The organism is Hydrogenophaga sp., from assembly GCF_031426985.1.
In the GTDB taxonomy this organism is placed as follows: Bacteria; Pseudomonadota; Gammaproteobacteria; order Burkholderiales; family Burkholderiaceae_C; genus Hydrogenophaga.
Genome location: NZ_JASJOY010000209.1, coordinates 18,803 through 33,835 on the forward strand (window position 1 = coordinate 18,803; position 15,033 = coordinate 33,835).

Annotated in this window: 12 protein-coding genes; 2 read left to right on the forward strand and 10 right to left on the reverse strand. The window is 71.2% G+C overall.

Annotated features, from left to right (window positions below; all coding sequences use genetic code 11):
• Positions 1-125 precede the first annotated feature (125 nt).
• On the forward strand, positions 126-2,438 hold the full coding sequence (locus tag RMP09_RS21565) for an ATP-binding protein (protein ID WP_310568033.1): 2,313 nt from the start codon (positions 126-128) through the stop codon (positions 2,436-2,438).
• Positions 2,439-2,718: 280 nt separating this feature from the next.
• On the opposite strand, the gene RMP09_RS21570 is transcribed toward RMP09_RS21565, so the two are convergent.
• The 8 genes from RMP09_RS21570 to RMP09_RS21605 all read right to left on the reverse strand — a co-directional run bounded on the left by RMP09_RS21570 (position 2,719) and on the right by RMP09_RS21605 (position 9,118).
• Positions 2,719-3,687, reverse strand: coding sequence for a threonine dehydratase (locus RMP09_RS21570; protein WP_310568034.1), 969 nt, complete (start codon positions 3,685-3,687; stop codon positions 2,719-2,721).
• A 35-nt stretch (positions 3,688-3,722) separates the two neighbouring features.
• The gene (locus RMP09_RS21575; protein ID WP_310568035.1) at positions 3,723-4,436 is read right to left on the reverse strand and encodes a VOC family protein; all 714 of its coding nucleotides are present in this window, start codon (positions 4,434-4,436) and stop codon (positions 3,723-3,725) included.
• Positions 4,433-5,284: a PhzF family phenazine biosynthesis protein gene (locus RMP09_RS21580; protein WP_310568036.1), complete on the reverse strand. Its 852-nt coding sequence runs from the start codon at positions 5,282-5,284 to the stop codon at positions 4,433-4,435. The genes RMP09_RS21575 and RMP09_RS21580 overlap by 4 nt, the downstream gene beginning before the upstream one ends.
• A 15-nt stretch (positions 5,285-5,299) precedes the next feature.
• A complete protein-coding gene (locus RMP09_RS21585) occupies positions 5,300-5,917 on the reverse strand; it encodes a glutathione S-transferase (protein ID WP_310568037.1) in 618 nt (205 codons plus the stop codon).
• Positions 5,918-5,921: 4 nt separating this feature from the next.
• The gene (locus tag RMP09_RS21590; protein WP_310568038.1) at positions 5,922-7,091 is read right to left on the reverse strand and encodes a PLP-dependent aminotransferase family protein; all 1,170 of its coding nucleotides are present in this window, start codon (positions 7,089-7,091) and stop codon (positions 5,922-5,924) included.
• Positions 7,088-7,456, reverse strand: a complete 369-nt coding sequence (locus RMP09_RS21595) for a cupin domain-containing protein (protein WP_310568039.1) — start codon at positions 7,454-7,456, stop codon at positions 7,088-7,090. Before RMP09_RS21595 ends, RMP09_RS21590 begins: the two co-directional genes overlap by 4 nt.
• Positions 7,453-8,406, reverse strand: coding sequence for a DMT family transporter (locus tag RMP09_RS21600; RefSeq protein ID WP_310568040.1), 954 nt, complete (start codon positions 8,404-8,406; stop codon positions 7,453-7,455). Before RMP09_RS21600 ends, RMP09_RS21595 begins: the two co-directional genes overlap by 4 nt.
• A 61-nt stretch (positions 8,407-8,467) precedes the next feature.
• Positions 8,468-9,118, reverse strand: coding sequence for a LysE family translocator (locus RMP09_RS21605; protein WP_310568041.1), 651 nt, complete (start codon positions 9,116-9,118; stop codon positions 8,468-8,470).
• Positions 9,119-9,240: 122 nt separating this feature from the next.
• On the opposite strand from RMP09_RS21605, the gene RMP09_RS21610 reads away from it, so the two are divergent.
• A complete protein-coding gene (locus tag RMP09_RS21610) occupies positions 9,241-10,695 on the forward strand; it encodes a PLP-dependent aminotransferase family protein (protein WP_310568042.1) in 1,455 nt (484 codons plus the stop codon).
• Here the strand turns inward: RMP09_RS21610 and RMP09_RS21615 are convergent.
• Positions 10,670-12,841, reverse strand: coding sequence for an ATP-binding protein (locus RMP09_RS21615; RefSeq protein ID WP_310568043.1), 2,172 nt, complete (start codon positions 12,839-12,841; stop codon positions 10,670-10,672). The two genes, RMP09_RS21610 and RMP09_RS21615, sit on opposite strands and share 26 nt — an antisense overlap.
• A 34-nt stretch (positions 12,842-12,875) precedes the next feature.
• Positions 12,876-14,777 (reverse strand): ATP-binding cassette domain-containing protein, encoded by a 1,902-nt coding sequence (locus tag RMP09_RS21620; RefSeq protein WP_310568044.1) that lies wholly within the window; start codon positions 14,775-14,777, stop codon positions 12,876-12,878.
• Positions 14,778-15,033: the final 256 nt, after the last annotated feature.

A 15,033-nucleotide genomic window follows, 5' to 3' on the forward strand; every position in this document is an offset into this window, starting at 1 on the left:
GGAGCCCGCGCTGTCACCTGGGCGATGCCGTCGGCGGAATTGGGCGGTTTTGGCCCGTGTTTTGTCGGCGCTCGCGGTTGCGGTGGCGTGCTTCAATCGGGGCATGACGCTTGTATCCTGGCCGCATGCTGCCTGATCTGCCCACCCTGCTGCTGGTGCGTCTGGGTGTGGACGCCCTGATCGCCGTGGCCTTCTGGGGCCAGATGCGCCGCTACCCGGGCATCCCCGGGCCCGGCTGGTGGTCGCTGGGGGCGGTGCTGAGCATCGTCTCCTCGGTCCTGCTCATGGTGCGCGTGGGCGGTGCCGGCCCCTTGGCGGCCGGCCTGACGGGGCTGGTGATGTTCGCCTCCAACGCCTGTGCCTGGGTGGGGTTGCGGGCTTACCTGAAGCTCCCCGCGCCGTGGCGGCCGCTGACCGGCATGCTGGTCTTTCAGCTGGTGATGCAGCTGGGGCTGGCGCTGGGCTCCGACCAGCCCGCCGGCCACCAGATGGTCCATGCGTTGACGATGACCCTGCTCGTCGTGCTGGTGCTGCGCGACCTGCTGCGCGAGCGGGCCAAACGTTTGGCGCCCGAATACGGCGCCCTGGCGGCGCTGACGGTGTTCGAACTGGCGATGCTGCTGGGCGTGACGGGCTGGGTGGCCTTCGACGGTTCGCGGCTGGACCGGGTGGGCAGCGGTTTCCTGCTGCTGTTTCTGCTGACCAAGTTCCTGCGGGTGCTGCTGTTCAGCGCCCTGGTGTCGCTGCGCCTGCGCCAAGAGGCCGACCAGGCCCGCCAGGCCATGGCCGAGCGGGCGGCCGACTCGCGCGCCCTGATCACCAACCTGGGTGCCGGCGTGGTGGTGTTCCGGCCCGACCGGAGCATCGTCTCGGCCAACACGGCGGCCCGGCGCTTCTTTGACTGGCCGCTGGACGGCCCCCAACGGGCATCGCCCGACCGGCCGCTGCTGCGCGAAGACGGCATCCCCATGCCGCGGCACGAGACGCCGTTCGAGCGCGTGCTGGCCAGCGGTCAACCGGTCGGCGACGTGGTGGGGGGCATCCGGATCGGGGATGGCGCCGCGGTGCGCTGGGCGCTGTGCAACGCCTACCCCGAGAACGACGCCATCGGCGGCCTGCGCCATGTGGTCCTGACCTTTGTGGACATCACCTCGCTCAAGCAGGCGCAGCAGCAGCAGCGCGCGCTGGAGCTGCAGCTCTCGCAGTCGCACAAGATGGAGGCGCTGGGCACGCTGGCCGGCGGCGTGGCGCACGACTTCAACAACATCCTCGCTGCCATCCTGGGCAACGCCGACCTCGCGCGCCAGGACCTGGACCCGGGTTCGCCCGCGCGCGAGAGCCTGCACGAGATCAGCAGCGCCGCGCGCCGCGGGCGCGAGCTGGTGCGCCAGATCCTGGCCTTCTCGCGCCAGCAGCCGCTCTCACGCACGCCGGTGTGCCTGCGCGACGTGGTGACCGAAACCACCAGCCTGCTGCGCACCGCGCTGACGCCGCAGATCCAGCTGACGGTGGACGTGGCGGCCACCACGCCGGCCATCCGCGCCGACGCCACCCAGCTCGGCCAGGTGCTGCTCAACCTCGGGACCAACGCCATCCACGCGCTGGAAGGACGCACGGGCGGCATCGCCTACCGCGTGCGGGGCCTGGAGCGACGCGACCCCGCGCTGCCCCAGGAGGTGGCGCAGGCCTGCGAAGAGAACGGGGTGGACGCGGTGTGCGTGAGCGTGAGCGACGACGGCTGCGGCATGAACGACACCACCCAGCAGCGCATGTTCGAGCCCTTCTTCACCACCAAGGCGGTGGGCCGCGGCACCGGCCTGGGCCTGCCGGTGGTGCTGGGCATCGTGCAGGCGCACGGCGGCGCCATCGAAGTCGACAGCGAGCCCGGGCGGGGCACCACCTTCCACCTCTACTTTCCGGCCGCCACGGCTTTGCCCACCCAGCCGACGGACGGCGCGCTGGCGCTTGCCGGTACGATGGCAGGCACTGTCACACCCATGGCCGACACCACGGCACAACCCCAGGAGCAACACGAGATGGCCGACACCTCCAGCGCCACGCAGCGCCACATCCTGTATCTGGACGACGACGACACGCTCGTCTTCCTGGTGCGCCGCCTGCTGGAGCGCCGGGGTTACAAGGTGACGGCCTTCACCGAGCAGCAGCAGGCGATCGACGCCGTGCGCGCGGACCCGCAGGGCTTTCACCTGCTGATGACGGACTACAACATGCCGGGCATGTCGGGCGTGGACGTGGCGCGCGCGGTGCGCGCCATCCGCCCCGACCTGCCGGTGGCCGTGGCCTCGGGCTACATCAGCGACGAGCTGCAGGCCGAAGCCGCGGCCGCCGGTGTGACCGAGGTGGTGTTCAAGACCGACGCGGTGGAAGCGTTCTGTGAAATCGTCGCCCGGCTGGTGACCCCCGCGCACCCCGCCTGACGGCGGCTCACCCGATGCGAGGGGCCCGTTCTGAGCGTGTCGAAGGGCGGTTCCTCCACAGACGCTGAGCAGGCTCGGCGCGCGCCGCAAGGGCCGTGGGTCCAGGGCCCAACAGAACCAGTTTTGCCGGGCCGCCAGTGCCGTCTCCTTGAGGGGCCTGAGGGCAGCGGCTCCGAGTCTGCCTGCGCAGACTTGGACAGCCCGAAGTGCCACCGGCTCTGACGGCGGCGCGGCCGGCAAGGCACGCCGCCGGCGGCGCGGGGGTGGACCAGGCCCCGTTTCAGCGCGATTCGCCCGCCAGGACGGCGGCGAACTGCTCGCTGTCGACGTTGCCGCCGCTCAGGCTGATGCCGACGCTCTGGCCCTTGAGCCTGTCTTTTTCCTGCATGGCGGCCGCAAAGGCGGCCGCGCCCGCGCCTTCGGCGACGTTGTGGGTGTCGGCAAACAGCCAGCGCATGGCCTGGGCGACCTCGTCGTCCGTGACCTGCACGATGTGGTCGAGGGCCGGCGCGAGCACGGCCAGCGCCTCGGCGTCGGCGACCCGGCAGGCCATGCCGTCGGCCAGCAGCGTGCTCACCGGCGCCTCGACCACACGCCCGGCCGCGATCGAATCGGCGTAGGTGGTGGCGTGGGCGCTGACCACGCCGACGATGCGCACGCCGTGGCCCAGGGCCCGCCGGGCGGCGACCGCCGAACACGCGCCCGAGCCCTGACCGATGGGCACGTAGACCACGTCCAGCTGCGGTACGGCGGTGAAAAATTCCCACCAGTAGGTGCTGACGCCGCGCAGCAGGTCTTTGTGGAAGCTGGGCACCATGTGGGCGCCGCGCTCGGTGGCCACCTGCCGCGCGTGTTCGCGGCTTTCCTGGAAGTCGTCGCCGTGTTCGATCAGCTGCGCACCGAGCGCGCGCATGGCGGCGTTCTTCTCCAACGAATTGCCCCGCGGCACGACGATGCTGCAGGCCACGCCGTGTTCGCGCGCGGCCCAGCCGATGCTCTGGCCGTGGTTGCCGCGCGTGGCGCTGATCACCTCGCGCGGCAGCTCGCCGCGCTGCTTGAGCTGGTCGAAATAGGTCAGGCCGCCGCGGATCTTGAACGCGCCCACCGGGGTGTGGTTCTCGTGCTTGACCCAGCAGTCGGCGCCCAGGCGCTCGCTCAGCAGCGCCCAGCGGTACTGGGGCGTGGGCGGGAAGGCGCGGTAGACCACCTGGGCGGCGGCTTCGATGTCGGCGAGGTTGGGCAGGTGCATGGGGTGGTTTTGTGGAAAAAAGGCGGGGCGGCGCTTCAGGGGTGTGGCGGGGCGCTCGGATGGTCCAGCCGCACCGGGCCCCGGCCCGGGGTGTCGAGCGTGGCGGACAGGCCGGCGGCGCCCTCGGTCACCGCCAGCTGGGTGATGCCGATGGCGGCCAGCGCCCGCCGCAGCGCCACCGCCTGCGGGTGCTGCAGGGTCAGTGACTGCAGCCTCAGGCCGCTGTCGGCCATGCGCTCGCTGGGGTGGGCCACGCCCCACTGGATCAGGGTCGGCAGCGCGCCGCCGAACAGCCGCTGGCCGTCGTCGCGCACCGTGATCTGCCACTGCAGCAGGCCGTGCGGCGTGGCGCGCGAGGCGGCCAATGTGGGGCCGCGATCAATGCCCAGCGCCCGCCAGGCCGCCGTGGCCGCCGCCAGGTCGGGCACGCTGGCGACCCAGTGCACCAGCTGCGGCCCCTGCTGCACCAGCCGGTCCTGCAGCGAGGGTTCGTCGAGATCGAACCAGCGGCGCAGGCCGGCGCCGCGCGTGGGCCGGGCCTGCGGCTGGATGGCGATGATTTCGAGGTAGGCGCGCGGCGCCCCGTCACAGGCCAGCCGCAGCAGCCGGTTGTGGGTGCCGAACAGCGCATGCTCGCCACCGGGGCCGGGCGTCAGACCCAAGCTGGCTTCGCACCAGGCCGCGCCCTCGTCCAGCGTGCGCGCCGCGACCACCAGGTGGTCGAGCTGGCCGCCCGCGGCGGGGCTCACAGCGTCACCTGGCCTTCGATGCAGGTGACGCTGGCGCCGCCGACCCAGATGGTGCCGCCCGCGTCGCGTTCGATGTGCACCCGGCCTTCGCGCGCCAGGGCCGTGCCCTGCGCCGCCACATAACGTTCGGGCGCCAGGCCGGCGCCGATCAGCCACTGCGCCAGCGCGGCGTTCAGGCTGCCCGTCACCGGGTCCTCGGCCAGGCCGTTGTTGCCGGGGAAGAAGGCGCGCACCTCGAACGCCGTGTCGCTGCCGGCGGGGTGTGGGCCGACCACGCCGATGTCCAGCCCGGCCAGCACCGCACCATCGGGCTTGAGCGCCAGCACCTGCTCGGCGCTGCGCAGCATCACGCCGCGCCAGTTGGGGCCGTTGTCGCACCAGGCGTGGGCGGTGATGTCGGCGCGCGCCACGCCCAGGCCGCGGGCGATCAGCTGCACGTCGGCTTCGTCCAGCGGGCCGCTCTTGATCAGGGGGGGTGCGGCGAACGCCAAGCGCTGGCTGTCACGGCGCAGCTTCACCAGCCCGACGCCGCATTCCTGCACCACGTGTTCGCCGCGCGGCACACCACCGGCTTCGAGCCAGGCGTGGCAGCTGCCCAGGGTCGGGTGGCCAGCGAACGGCAGTTCACGCCCGGGGCAGAAGATGCGCACGCGGTAGTCGGCACCGGCGGCCGCGCCCTCGGGTGTGGGCGGCAGCAGGAAGGTGCACTCCGACAGGTTGGTCCAGTTGGTGAAGTGCTGCATCTGCTCGGTCGACAGGCCCGCGCCGTCCAGCACCACCGCGAGCGGGTTGCCGCGGTAGGGCGTGGTGGTGAAGACGTCGACTTGCTTGAAGGGGCGTTGCGGCATGGGGTGGGTTCCGGATCAGGACAGGGGGAGGTCGAGCACGCCGCGGCTGGCCGGGTGGGCCAGCCATTGCGCGTACCAGCGTTCGAGGTGCGGCCAGGCGGGCCGCGGCTGCGGCAGGCCCCACCAGCGGTGCACCTCGCAGGCGATGGGAATGTCGGCCATGGTCAGCGCGTCGCCGGCCATGAAGGGGTGGTGCGCGAGGTGCTCGTCCAGTTGCTGGAACAGCGGCTCGGTGGCGGCCACCGACGCGGCGATGACCTGCGGGCAACGTTGTTCGGCCGGTGTGCGGATCAGCTGCTTGAACGCGGGGCTGCCGGCCGGGTTCAGCTCGGTCTGCTGCCAGTCCATCCAGCGCTCGGCGTTGAAGCGCTGCCGGATGTCCTGCGGGTAGAGCGGCGAACCCTCACGGCAGCAGAGGTAACGCACGATCACGTTCGATTCCCAGAGCGTGAAGTCGCCGTCTTCCAGCAGCGGCACCAGGCCGTTGGGGTTCTTCGCCCGGTAGTCGGGGGTGCCCACGACGCCATAGGACAGGCCGGCGTCTAGGCGCTCGAACGGCAGGCCGAGCACCTGCGCGCACAGCACCACCTTGCGCACATTGATCGAGCTGATGCGGCCCCAGAGTCGCAGCATGGCGTCAGCCTTTCGACGCTTCGCGGATGGCCTGCGCCAGCGCGGCGATGCCGATGTGGATCTGCTCCACGCTGGCCGTCACGAACGACAGACGCAGGGTGCGCGGGTCGGCGTGGTCGGCGTAGAACGCGGCGCCGGGCACGAAGGCCACGCCCTTGTCCACCGCCTGGGGCAGCAGCTCCACGGCGTTCAGGCCTTCGGGCAGGCGCACCCACAGGAACATGCCGCCGTCGGGCGAATTCCACTGCACGTCCAGGCCGGCCATGTCCTTGGCCAGTGCCTCCAGCATCGCGGCGCACTGGCTCTTGTAGAGCGCGCGGATGGTGGGCACGTGGCGGTCAATGAAGCCGTCCTTGAGCACCTCGGACACCATGCGCTGGTTGAAGCTGGGGCTGTGCAGGTCGGCCGCCTGCTTGGCCTGCAGCAGCTTGGGCATGATGGCCTTGGGCGCGATCACATAACCCAGGCGCAGGCCGGGGGCCAGCACCTTGGAGAACGAGCCCAGGTAGATGCAACCGTCGGGGTTGCGCGCGGTCAGGGGCTTGGGCGGCGGCTGATCGAACCACAGGTCGCCATAGGGGTTGTCTTCCACGATGGGCAGGCCCGCGGTCTGTGCGGCGGCCACCAGCGCGGCGCGGCGCGCCTCGCTCATGCTGCGGCCGGTCGGGTTCTGGAAGTTGGGCAGCACGTAGAGGAAGCGCGCGCCCTCGGCCTTAGCGGCGAGGTCGTCCACGTCCACACCCTCTGCATCGCTGTCCACGCTCACGATGTTCGGTTCCATCGGCGTGAAGGCCTGCAGCGCGCCCAGGTAGGTGGGCGTTTCCACCAGCACCTTGCTGCCTTCGTCAATCAGCACCTTGGCCACCAGGTCCAGGCCCTGCTGGCTGCCGGTGGTGATCAGCACCTGGTCGGCCGACACGTCCCAGGGCATGCTGGCCGCGACCCATTCGCACAGCGGGCGGTAGCCTTCGCTGGCGGCGTATTGCAGCGCGGCGCGGCCGTCGGTGCGCAGCACCGTTTCGCAGGCGGCGGCAAAAGCCTCGACCGGGAAGGTCTTGGGCGAGGGCAGGCCACCGGCGAAGCTGATGATGCCGGGCTTTTCGGTCACTTTCAGGATCTCGCGGATCACCGAGGGGTTCATCTTGTGGGCACGTTGCGCGAGCGTCCAGGTCATGCGGTTTCTCCATGGGGTGGGCCGTAGAACACGACCCAGGTGACAAAGTCGGGGCTGAAATTTTCGAAGCGGTGTTCAACGCCCGCGGGGACAAAGAGGATATCGCCGGCCTGCGCGGTCTCGGACTGGCCGGCGCGCCAGAACGCCGACGTGCCGCGCTGCACCACGTACAGCTCGTCCTGCGCGTGCGGTTGCTGGATGTCGCGGCCCAGCTGCGACGTGGCCGGCGCGAACAGTTCCACGCGCAGGCTGCCGTGGGCCAGCGCGGCCACGAACGGCGTGCCGTGCGGGTAGGCGCCTTGCGCGGGCTGCGGCAAGGCCGCCAGCAGGGCCTGAAAGTCGGCTTTGAGCGGGGCGGGGTTCATCGCGGCGCCGAGCCTGCGGTTGGGGGTGGTGCCGCCATGCGCCGACCCAGGAACACGGTGGCGACCACGGCCAGGGCAAAGCCCAGCGTCATCAGGTCCAGCGATTCGCCCAGCAGCGGCACGGCCGCCAGGATGCTGACAAAGGGTTGCAGCAGCTGGGTCTGGCTCACGCGCAGCGCGCCGCCCAGGGCCAGACCGCGGAACCAGGCGAAGAAGCCGGCCCACATGGAGAACACACCCACGTAGGCCAGTGCCCACCAGGACGCGGTGGCGATGGGTTGTTCCGGCCAGGTCAGCAGCGCACCCGGCACGGTCAGCGGCAGGGCCATCACGCAGACCCAGCTGATCACGCGCTCGGCGCCCAGCGTGGGCGTGGCCTGGGCGCCGCCCACATAACCCAGCGACGCGGCCAGCACGGCGCCGACCAGCAGCGCGTCGGCCCAGCTCAGGCCCAGGCCGTGGCCGGCCTGGGCCGCGCGGATCAGGCTGTAGGCCACCACCAGGGCACTGCCCAGCACCGCGAACAGCCAGAAGCCCAGGCGCGCGCGCTGGTGCATCAGCCAGGCCGCCACGGCCGCGGTGGCCAGCGGCAGCAGCGCGGTGATGACGGCGGCGTGCCCCGACGGCACATGCCGCAGCGCCCAGCCCAGCAGCAGGGGGTAGCCGATGGCGTTGCCCGCCAGCGACAGCAGCAGCGGCCCGCGCTCGGCCCGCGTGGGCCGCCGCGAGCGCGTGGCCAGCAGGTACAGCGCCGACAGGCCGCCGGCCAGCGCCGCGCGTGCCCAGGTGACGAACCAGGGCGAGAGCTGTGGCGCGTCGACCGAGCCGGTGGCCAGGCGTGTCATGGGCAGGGTCAGCGCGAAGACCACGACCCCGAGCACACCCAGCCAGAGGCCGAGCGTGGCGTCGCTCAGGCGCGGCGCGGCAGACGGCACGGCGGTGGTGTTCATGGGACGACCCTTTGTGCGGCGCACGGCGGGCGAGCGCCCTGCGGAACGGCCATGCGGGCGCTCATGCCGCTCTCCCGCTCAGGCCGGCGCCGCCCAGCAGCATCCAGCCGGCCGTCAGCACCAGGGCCAGCGCCATGCCGCGGTTGAACACCAGCAGCCGCGCGCCGCTGGGCTGGCCGTCCACCACGGGACCGGCCAGCCAGTGGCGCAGCAGCGACCCGACCAGGGCGTAGCTGAGGTTGCTGAAGAAGGCGAAGGCCAGCAGCACCGGCAGCACCGAGACGAAGCGCTGCGGTGCATCGGCCTGGCCGGCGATCCAGCCCGCGACGATGGACAGCGCCAGCATCCAGGCCTTGATGTTGAGAAACTGCAGGCCCACGCCCTGCCAGAACGTCACGCTCAGCCTCGACGCGTCCACCGTGGTCAGCGAGCGGCTGCCCCACAGGCGCCGCGCCAGCCACAGCAGGTAGAGCGTGCCGCCCAGCAGGATGGCCCAGCGCAGCGCCGGCACGGCCACCACCAGGGAGCCGACCCCGCCCGCGCACAGCGTGAACAGCAGGCCCCAGCCCACCGGCACCGCGGCGATGAAGCGCAGCGCGCGCGGCAGGCCGCCGTTGGCCGCCAGCGCGGTCGACAGCGTGGTGTTGGGGCCGGGCGTGAAGCTGGTGGCCGTGGCCAGCACCAGCAGGGCGCTGAACTCGCTGGCGGTCATGCGTTTTCCAGGGGGGCTTGTCGGGACATGCGTTGCACTTTATCCTTGACAGCCATACACAGGCCATACAGTTGACTGGCGCACATGGCGCATCTGTACGGTTGATCAAGCCCATACACCGCATGTTTGATAGCAAGTCCCCCGCGCCCGACGCGGCGACCGCCCCGGCGCTGACGCGCAGCACCGCCCAGACGCTGACCGAGCAACTGGCCGAGCGTTTTGCGGCCCGCATCCGCGACCGCCTGCTCGCGCCCGGCGCGCGCCTGCCCAGCGTGCGCCAGTGCGCTGCCCAGCACGGCCTGAACCCGTCCACCGTGGTGGCGGCCTACGATCTGCTGCTGGCCCAGGGCCTGGTGGAGGCGCGGCGCAACCGGGGCTTTTTCGTGCGCGAGCGTGCGCCGCTGCGCGACGGTGTGCGCGAGGCGGCCGCCGCCGCCACCGAGCCGCGCCGGGCCGCGCCGCTGAGTGCGGCCACGCTGATCCGTGGCATGTTCCACCCCAGCGGCAGCCTGCCGCAGCCCGGCATGGGGGTGTTGCCGCCCGAGTGGCTCGAATCGAGCTTCATGTCGGCGGCGGTGCGCAAGGTCAGCGGCCACGCCGCGCTGGCCGAAAGCTCGCTGCGCTACGGCGAACCGCAGGGCGACGGCCACCTGCGCCGCGTGCTGGCCGCGCGGCTGCAGGGCATCGGCCTGCCGGCCGACCCGGCGCAGATCATCACCACCGTGGGCGCCACGCACGCGCTGGACATCGTCAGCCGCACCCTGCTCAAGGCGGGCGACGCGGTGATGGTCGAAGAACCCGGCTGGGCGGTGGAATTCGCGCGGCTCGATGCGCTGGGCATGCGCATCCTGCCGGTGCCGCGCGGCCCGGCGGGGCCCGATCTGGCGGTGATGGCGCGCTACTGCGAGGCGCACGCCCCCAAGCTGTTCGTCAGCGTGAGCGTGCTGCACAACCCCACGGGCTACTGCCTGAGCCCGGCCAGCGCGCACCGCGTGCTGCAGCTGGCGCAGCAGCACAACTTCCACATCGTCGAGGACGACACCTACAGCCACATCGCGCCCGAACACGCCACCCGCATGAGCGTGCTCGACGGCCTGCAGCGCACCCTCTACGTCAGCGGCTTCGCCAAGATCCTGGCGCCCAACTGGCGCGTGGGCTACCTGGTGGCGCCGCCCGACCTGACCGAGCGCCTGCTCGACACCAAGCTGCTGGCCACGCTGACCACGCCCAGCCTGCTCGAACGCGCCATGGCGCTGTGCATCGAAAGCGGCCAGCTGCGCCGCCACGCCGAGCGCATCCGCACCCGGCTGGACGCCGCGCGCAGCCGCAGCGTCAAGCTGGCGCAGGCGGCGGGTTGCCGCTTCGTGGCCGAGCCCTCGGGCCTGTTCGGCTGGGTCGACACCGGGGTCGACACCGAGGCGCTGGCGCAGCGCTTGATGGACGAAGGCTACCTGATCGCGCCCGGCGCCCTGTTCCACGCCGCGCGCGCGCCCAGCACGCTGATGCGCATCAACTTCGCGACCACGCAGGACGCGGCGTTCTGGAAGGTGTTCAGGCGGCTGGCGTCGGCCCGCTGAGCAGCACGGCCAGCGCGGCGTCGATCTGCTGGGCCTCGACCTGCATCAGTGGCAGGGCACGGGCAAACAGCGGCCAGTCGCGCGAGCGCGCGGCCAGTTCCAGACCCTTGGCCAGGCGGGCGCCGCGTTCGGCCGTCATGCTGCCCAGCGATCCCTTCAGGCCGTGGGCGTGCGCCACGGCGCGATCGGCGTCCTGCGCGGCCAGGGCGGCGTGCAGTTCGCGCAGGCGCTGCTCCAGGTCGGTGCGCATGGCCTGGGCCAGTGCGCGCAGGGTGTCGCGGTCGCCGTCCAGGCGCCGCAGCAGCTTGGGCACGTCCAGCGCCCCGGCCACGGCCGGGCTGCGGCCCTCGGTGTCCGGGGCGGCCGGTGTGCCGGGCGCGCGCGGCGGCAGGCCCTGGGCGCGCAGCAGCGCGTCGTCCATGGCGTGCATCAGGGCCTGGGGGCTCACCGGCTTGGGGGTGTAGCCGTCCATGCCGGCGGCCAGGCAGGCTTCGCGGTCGCCGTTCATGGCGTTGGCCGTCACCGCCACGATGGGCGTGTGCGACAGGCCGCGCGCCACCTCCAGATCGCGGATGCGGCGCGTGGCCTGCAGCCCGTTGCTGCCGGGCATCTGCACGTCCATCAGCACCAGGTCCACACCGCCCAGCGCCCACTGCTGCACCGCCTGTTCGCCGTCGCGCGCGTTGCGCACGGTGCAGCCCAGACGCTGCAGCAGCTGGTTCATCAGCAGTTCGTTGACCGGGTGGTCTTCGGCGACCAGCACCGTCAGGCCGGCGAAGCGCTGGCCCGCCTGCGCCACTTCGCTCAGTTCGATCGGCGCGCTCAGCGGCGCGTGGTCGGTGGAGGCTTCCACCAGCGGCAGCGTGACGGTGAAGACGCTGCCCTGGCCGAGCTCGCTGTGCAGTTCGATGCCGCCGCCCATGAGCTTGACCAGGCGCGAGCAGATCGCCAGGCCCAGCCCGCTGCCGCCGTAGCGGCGCGCGGTGGAGGCGTCGGCCTGGGTGAAGGCGTCAAAAAGGGTGGGCTGCTGCTTGGGCGAAATGCCCACGCCGCTGTCCTGCACACGCAGGCGCAGCAGGTGCTGGCGCGTGCCGGCCGCGGTGATGGCCTGCGCCGTCACACGGATGCGCCCGCCGCGGGGCGTGAACTTCACCGCGTTGGACAGCAGGTTGCCCAGCACCTGGCGCAGCCGGCCCGGGTCGCCCTGCATCTGCTGTGGCAGGCCCGGGGCCAACTCCAGCGCAAATTCCAGCGGCTTGGCGCGCGCCTGCTCGGCGTACAGCGCCGCCACTTCGCGCAGCGTGTCGTGCAGGTGAAAGCGCACGTGTTCGATGCTGAGCTTGCCGGCCTCGATGCGCGAGAGATCCAGCACGTCGTTGAGCAGCGCCAGCAGCGCGTGGGCCGAACTGTCCATCAGCTCCAGCCAGCTTTTCTGTTCCGGGTTCAGCGGCGAATCGATCAGCAGCCGCGTCAGGCCCATCAACGCGTTCAGCGGCGTGCGCACTTCGTGGCTGATGTTGGCCAGGAACTCGCTCTTGGCGCGGCTGGCCTGTTCGGCCAGCGCGCGCGCACGCTCGCTCTCGGCCTCCACACGTTTGCGCTCGCCGATGTCCGCGATCGTGCCCATCAGCCGGATCGGGCGGCCCTTGGCGTCGTGCTCCGCGACGATGCCGTGGCTCTCGATCCAGAGCCAGCCGTCGATCGTGCGCACCCGGTGTTGCGACACGGCGCGCTGCTGCTGGCCGTCCAGCAGGGTGCGTGTGGCCGCTTCCACCCGGGCACGGTCTTCCGGGTGCACGCGGTCGAGCAGGCCGCTGGTGTCCCAGTAGCCCTCCATGGCGATGTCGCCCAGCATCTCGCCCCAGCGCGCGGTCAGGAACATCTGGGGCGCGGGCAGCTGCCAGTCCCACAGCGCCAGGCCGGCCGCGTCCACCGCCAGCTGCAGGCGGTCGCGGGTTTCGTCCAGCGCCTCTTCGGCCAGCAGACGGCTGTTGGACTCGCGGTGCACCGAGCTGCGCAGGCGGTCCAGCTCGGCGTTCTGCCGGTCCAGCTCGGCCATGAGCCGCCGCACGCGCTCGCGCTCCTGCCGCACGTCCTGCAGGGCACGTTGCAAGTCCAGGGCGATGCGTTGGGCGGAATGGGGCATGGTCGGGTGGTGCGGCACGTGGCCAGGTGGTTCGTCAGGCGCCGCCCAGCGCTTCCCAGCGCTCCAGGGCCAGCAGCCACAGCCCCTCTATTTCGGCGTGCCGGGCGCTCAATTGAGTCGCGCGCGCGGCATCGGTGGCAAACAGCTGACCGCTGGCCAGTGCCGCGTCGATCTGGGCCTGCTCGGCTTCCAGCGCCTGGATCTGTGCCGGCAGGGCGTCGAACTCGCGCTGTTCCTTGTAGCTGAGCTTGCGTTTGGCCGCCACCGGCGCCGCCGCAGAGGGCGCTGCAGGTGCGGTGGCGGGCGCCGCCGCCGGGGCCGCGGCGGGCGCCCGCTCGCGCTGCAGCGCCTGGGCGCGGGCCGACTGCGTCAGCCAGTCCTGCACATCGCCCACGTACTCGCGCCAGCGGCCGTCGCCCTCGGCCACCAGGGTGCTGGTGACCACGTTGTCCAGGAAGCGGCGGTCGTGGCTGACCAGGAACACCGTGCCTTCATATTGCTGCAGCAGGTCTTCCAGCAGCTCCAGCGTGTCGATGTCCAGGTCGTTGGTCGGTTCGTCCAGCACCAGCACGTTGGCCGGTCGCGCAAACAGCCGCGCGAGCAGCAGGCGGTTGCGTTCGCCGCCCGAGAGCGTGCGCACCGGTGCGTTGGCCCGCGCCGGCGAAAACAGGAAGTCGCTGAGATAGCTCTTGACGTGGGTGCGCTTGTCACCGATCTCGATCCACTCGCTGCCGGGGCTGATGAAATCCTCCAGCGTCGCGTCCAGGTCGATCTGGTCCCGCATCTGGTCGAAATACGCCACCGTCTGCTTGCTGCCCTGTCGCACGGTGCCGCTGTCGGCGGCCAGTTCGCCCAGGATGATCTTCAGCAGCGTCGTCTTGCCCGCGCCGTTGGGGCCGATCAGACCGATCTTGTCGCCGCGCAGGATGGTGCCGGTGAACTCGCGGATCACGGTGCGCGGGCTGCCATCGGCGCTGGTGAAGGACTTGGACACCCGGTCCAGCTCCGCCACGATCTTGCCGCTGGCGCCGCCACTGGCCACCTCCAGCTTCACCCGGCCCAAGGCATCGCGGCGCTGTGCCCGCTGTTCCCGCAGGTGTTCCAGCCGCGTGATGCGACCCTGCGCCCGCGTGCGACGCGCTTCCACCCCCTTGCGGATCCACACCTCTTCCTGCGCCAGCAGCTTGTCCGCGCGGGCATTGATCACCGCCTCCTGCGTCAGCTGCTCTTCCTTCAAGGCCTGGTACTGGGCGAAATTGCCGGGGTAGCTCAGCAGGCGGCCCCGGTCCAGTTCCACCATGCGGGTGGCCACCCGGTCCAGAAACGCGCGGTCGTGGCTGATGGTCACCACGCTGCCTCGGTATTCCAGCAGCAAGTCCTCCAGCCAGGTGATGCTGTCCAGATCCAGGTGGTTGGTCGGTTCGTCCAGCAACAGCACATCGGGCCGGCTCACCAGCGCCTGCGCCAGCGCCACCCGTTTCTTGTTGCCCCCGGACAAAGTGCCCACCTTCACACCACCGTCCAGGTGCAGCCGGTGCAGGGTCTCCTCCACCCGCTGCTCCCAGTTCCAGGCGTCCAGCGCCTCGATCCGGTTCTGCAACTCCCCCAGGTCCAGGCCGTCGGCGCCGCTCAGGTAGAGATCGCGCGCCGCCCTAGCGTCCGCCAGGCCCAGGCTGGCGGCCTCGAACACCGTGCTGTCCTGGTCAAGCACCGGTTCCTGCGGCACATAGGCCACGCGCAGGCCGGTCTGCACCTGCAGCGCCCCATCGTCCGGCTTCTCCAGCCCGGCCAGAATTTTCAGCAGGGACGACTTGCCCGTCCCGTTGCGCCCGATCAGCCCAACGCGCTCTTGCGTCTCAAGTGCGAAGTCGGTGTGATCGAGCAGCGCCACATGGCCAAAAGCCAGTTGCGCATCCTGCAAGGTGATGAGTGCCATGACGAACCTGAAAACGAAGAACCTTCGATTATCCCGCGCACCCCAAGCGACGCCTTCGTCGGGCGGAGACATCTCTATATATAGACAGGGCGTCAGGGGGGGCGTGCTGTTGCTGCCCCAGAAGCGACGCCCCTGGGTGGGGCCCGCTACGGCCGTGCTCCGTGGGTGGTCTGTGCCCGGAGACAAGACGCAGAGAAAAATCAAAGGGGGTTCCGTGAGCAGCGAAATCCGGTGTAGACTAGCGGGCTTCGCTGAT

Excerpts from the sequence above, each read along its gene's own strand:
- RMP09_RS21565 (WP_310568033.1), top strand. The coding sequence starts at position 126 with ATGCTGCCTGATCTGCCCACCCTGCTGCTGGTGCGTCTGGGTGTGGAC.
- RMP09_RS21570 (WP_310568034.1), bottom strand. The coding sequence starts at position 3,687 with ATGCACCTGCCCAACCTCGCCGACATCGAAGCCGCCGCCCAGGTGGTC.
- RMP09_RS21580 (WP_310568036.1), bottom strand. The coding sequence starts at position 5,284 with ATGCCGCAACGCCCCTTCAAGCAAGTCGACGTCTTCACCACCACGCCC.
- RMP09_RS21585 (WP_310568037.1), bottom strand. The coding sequence starts at position 5,917 with ATGCTGCGACTCTGGGGCCGCATCAGCTCGATCAATGTGCGCAAGGTG.
- RMP09_RS21590 (WP_310568038.1), bottom strand. The coding sequence starts at position 7,091 with ATGACCTGGACGCTCGCGCAACGTGCCCACAAGATGAACCCCTCGGTG.
- RMP09_RS21595 (WP_310568039.1), bottom strand. The coding sequence starts at position 7,456 with ATGAACCCCGCCCCGCTCAAAGCCGACTTTCAGGCCCTGCTGGCGGCC.
- RMP09_RS21600 (WP_310568040.1), bottom strand. The coding sequence starts at position 8,406 with ATGAACACCACCGCCGTGCCGTCTGCCGCGCCGCGCCTGAGCGACGCC.
- RMP09_RS21605 (WP_310568041.1), bottom strand. The coding sequence starts at position 9,118 with ATGACCGCCAGCGAGTTCAGCGCCCTGCTGGTGCTGGCCACGGCCACC.
- RMP09_RS21610 (WP_310568042.1), top strand. The coding sequence starts at position 9,241 with ATGTTTGATAGCAAGTCCCCCGCGCCCGACGCGGCGACCGCCCCGGCG.
- RMP09_RS21615 (WP_310568043.1), bottom strand. The coding sequence starts at position 12,841 with ATGCCCCATTCCGCCCAACGCATCGCCCTGGACTTGCAACGTGCCCTG.
- RMP09_RS21620 (WP_310568044.1), bottom strand. The coding sequence starts at position 14,777 with ATGGCACTCATCACCTTGCAGGATGCGCAACTGGCTTTTGGCCATGTG.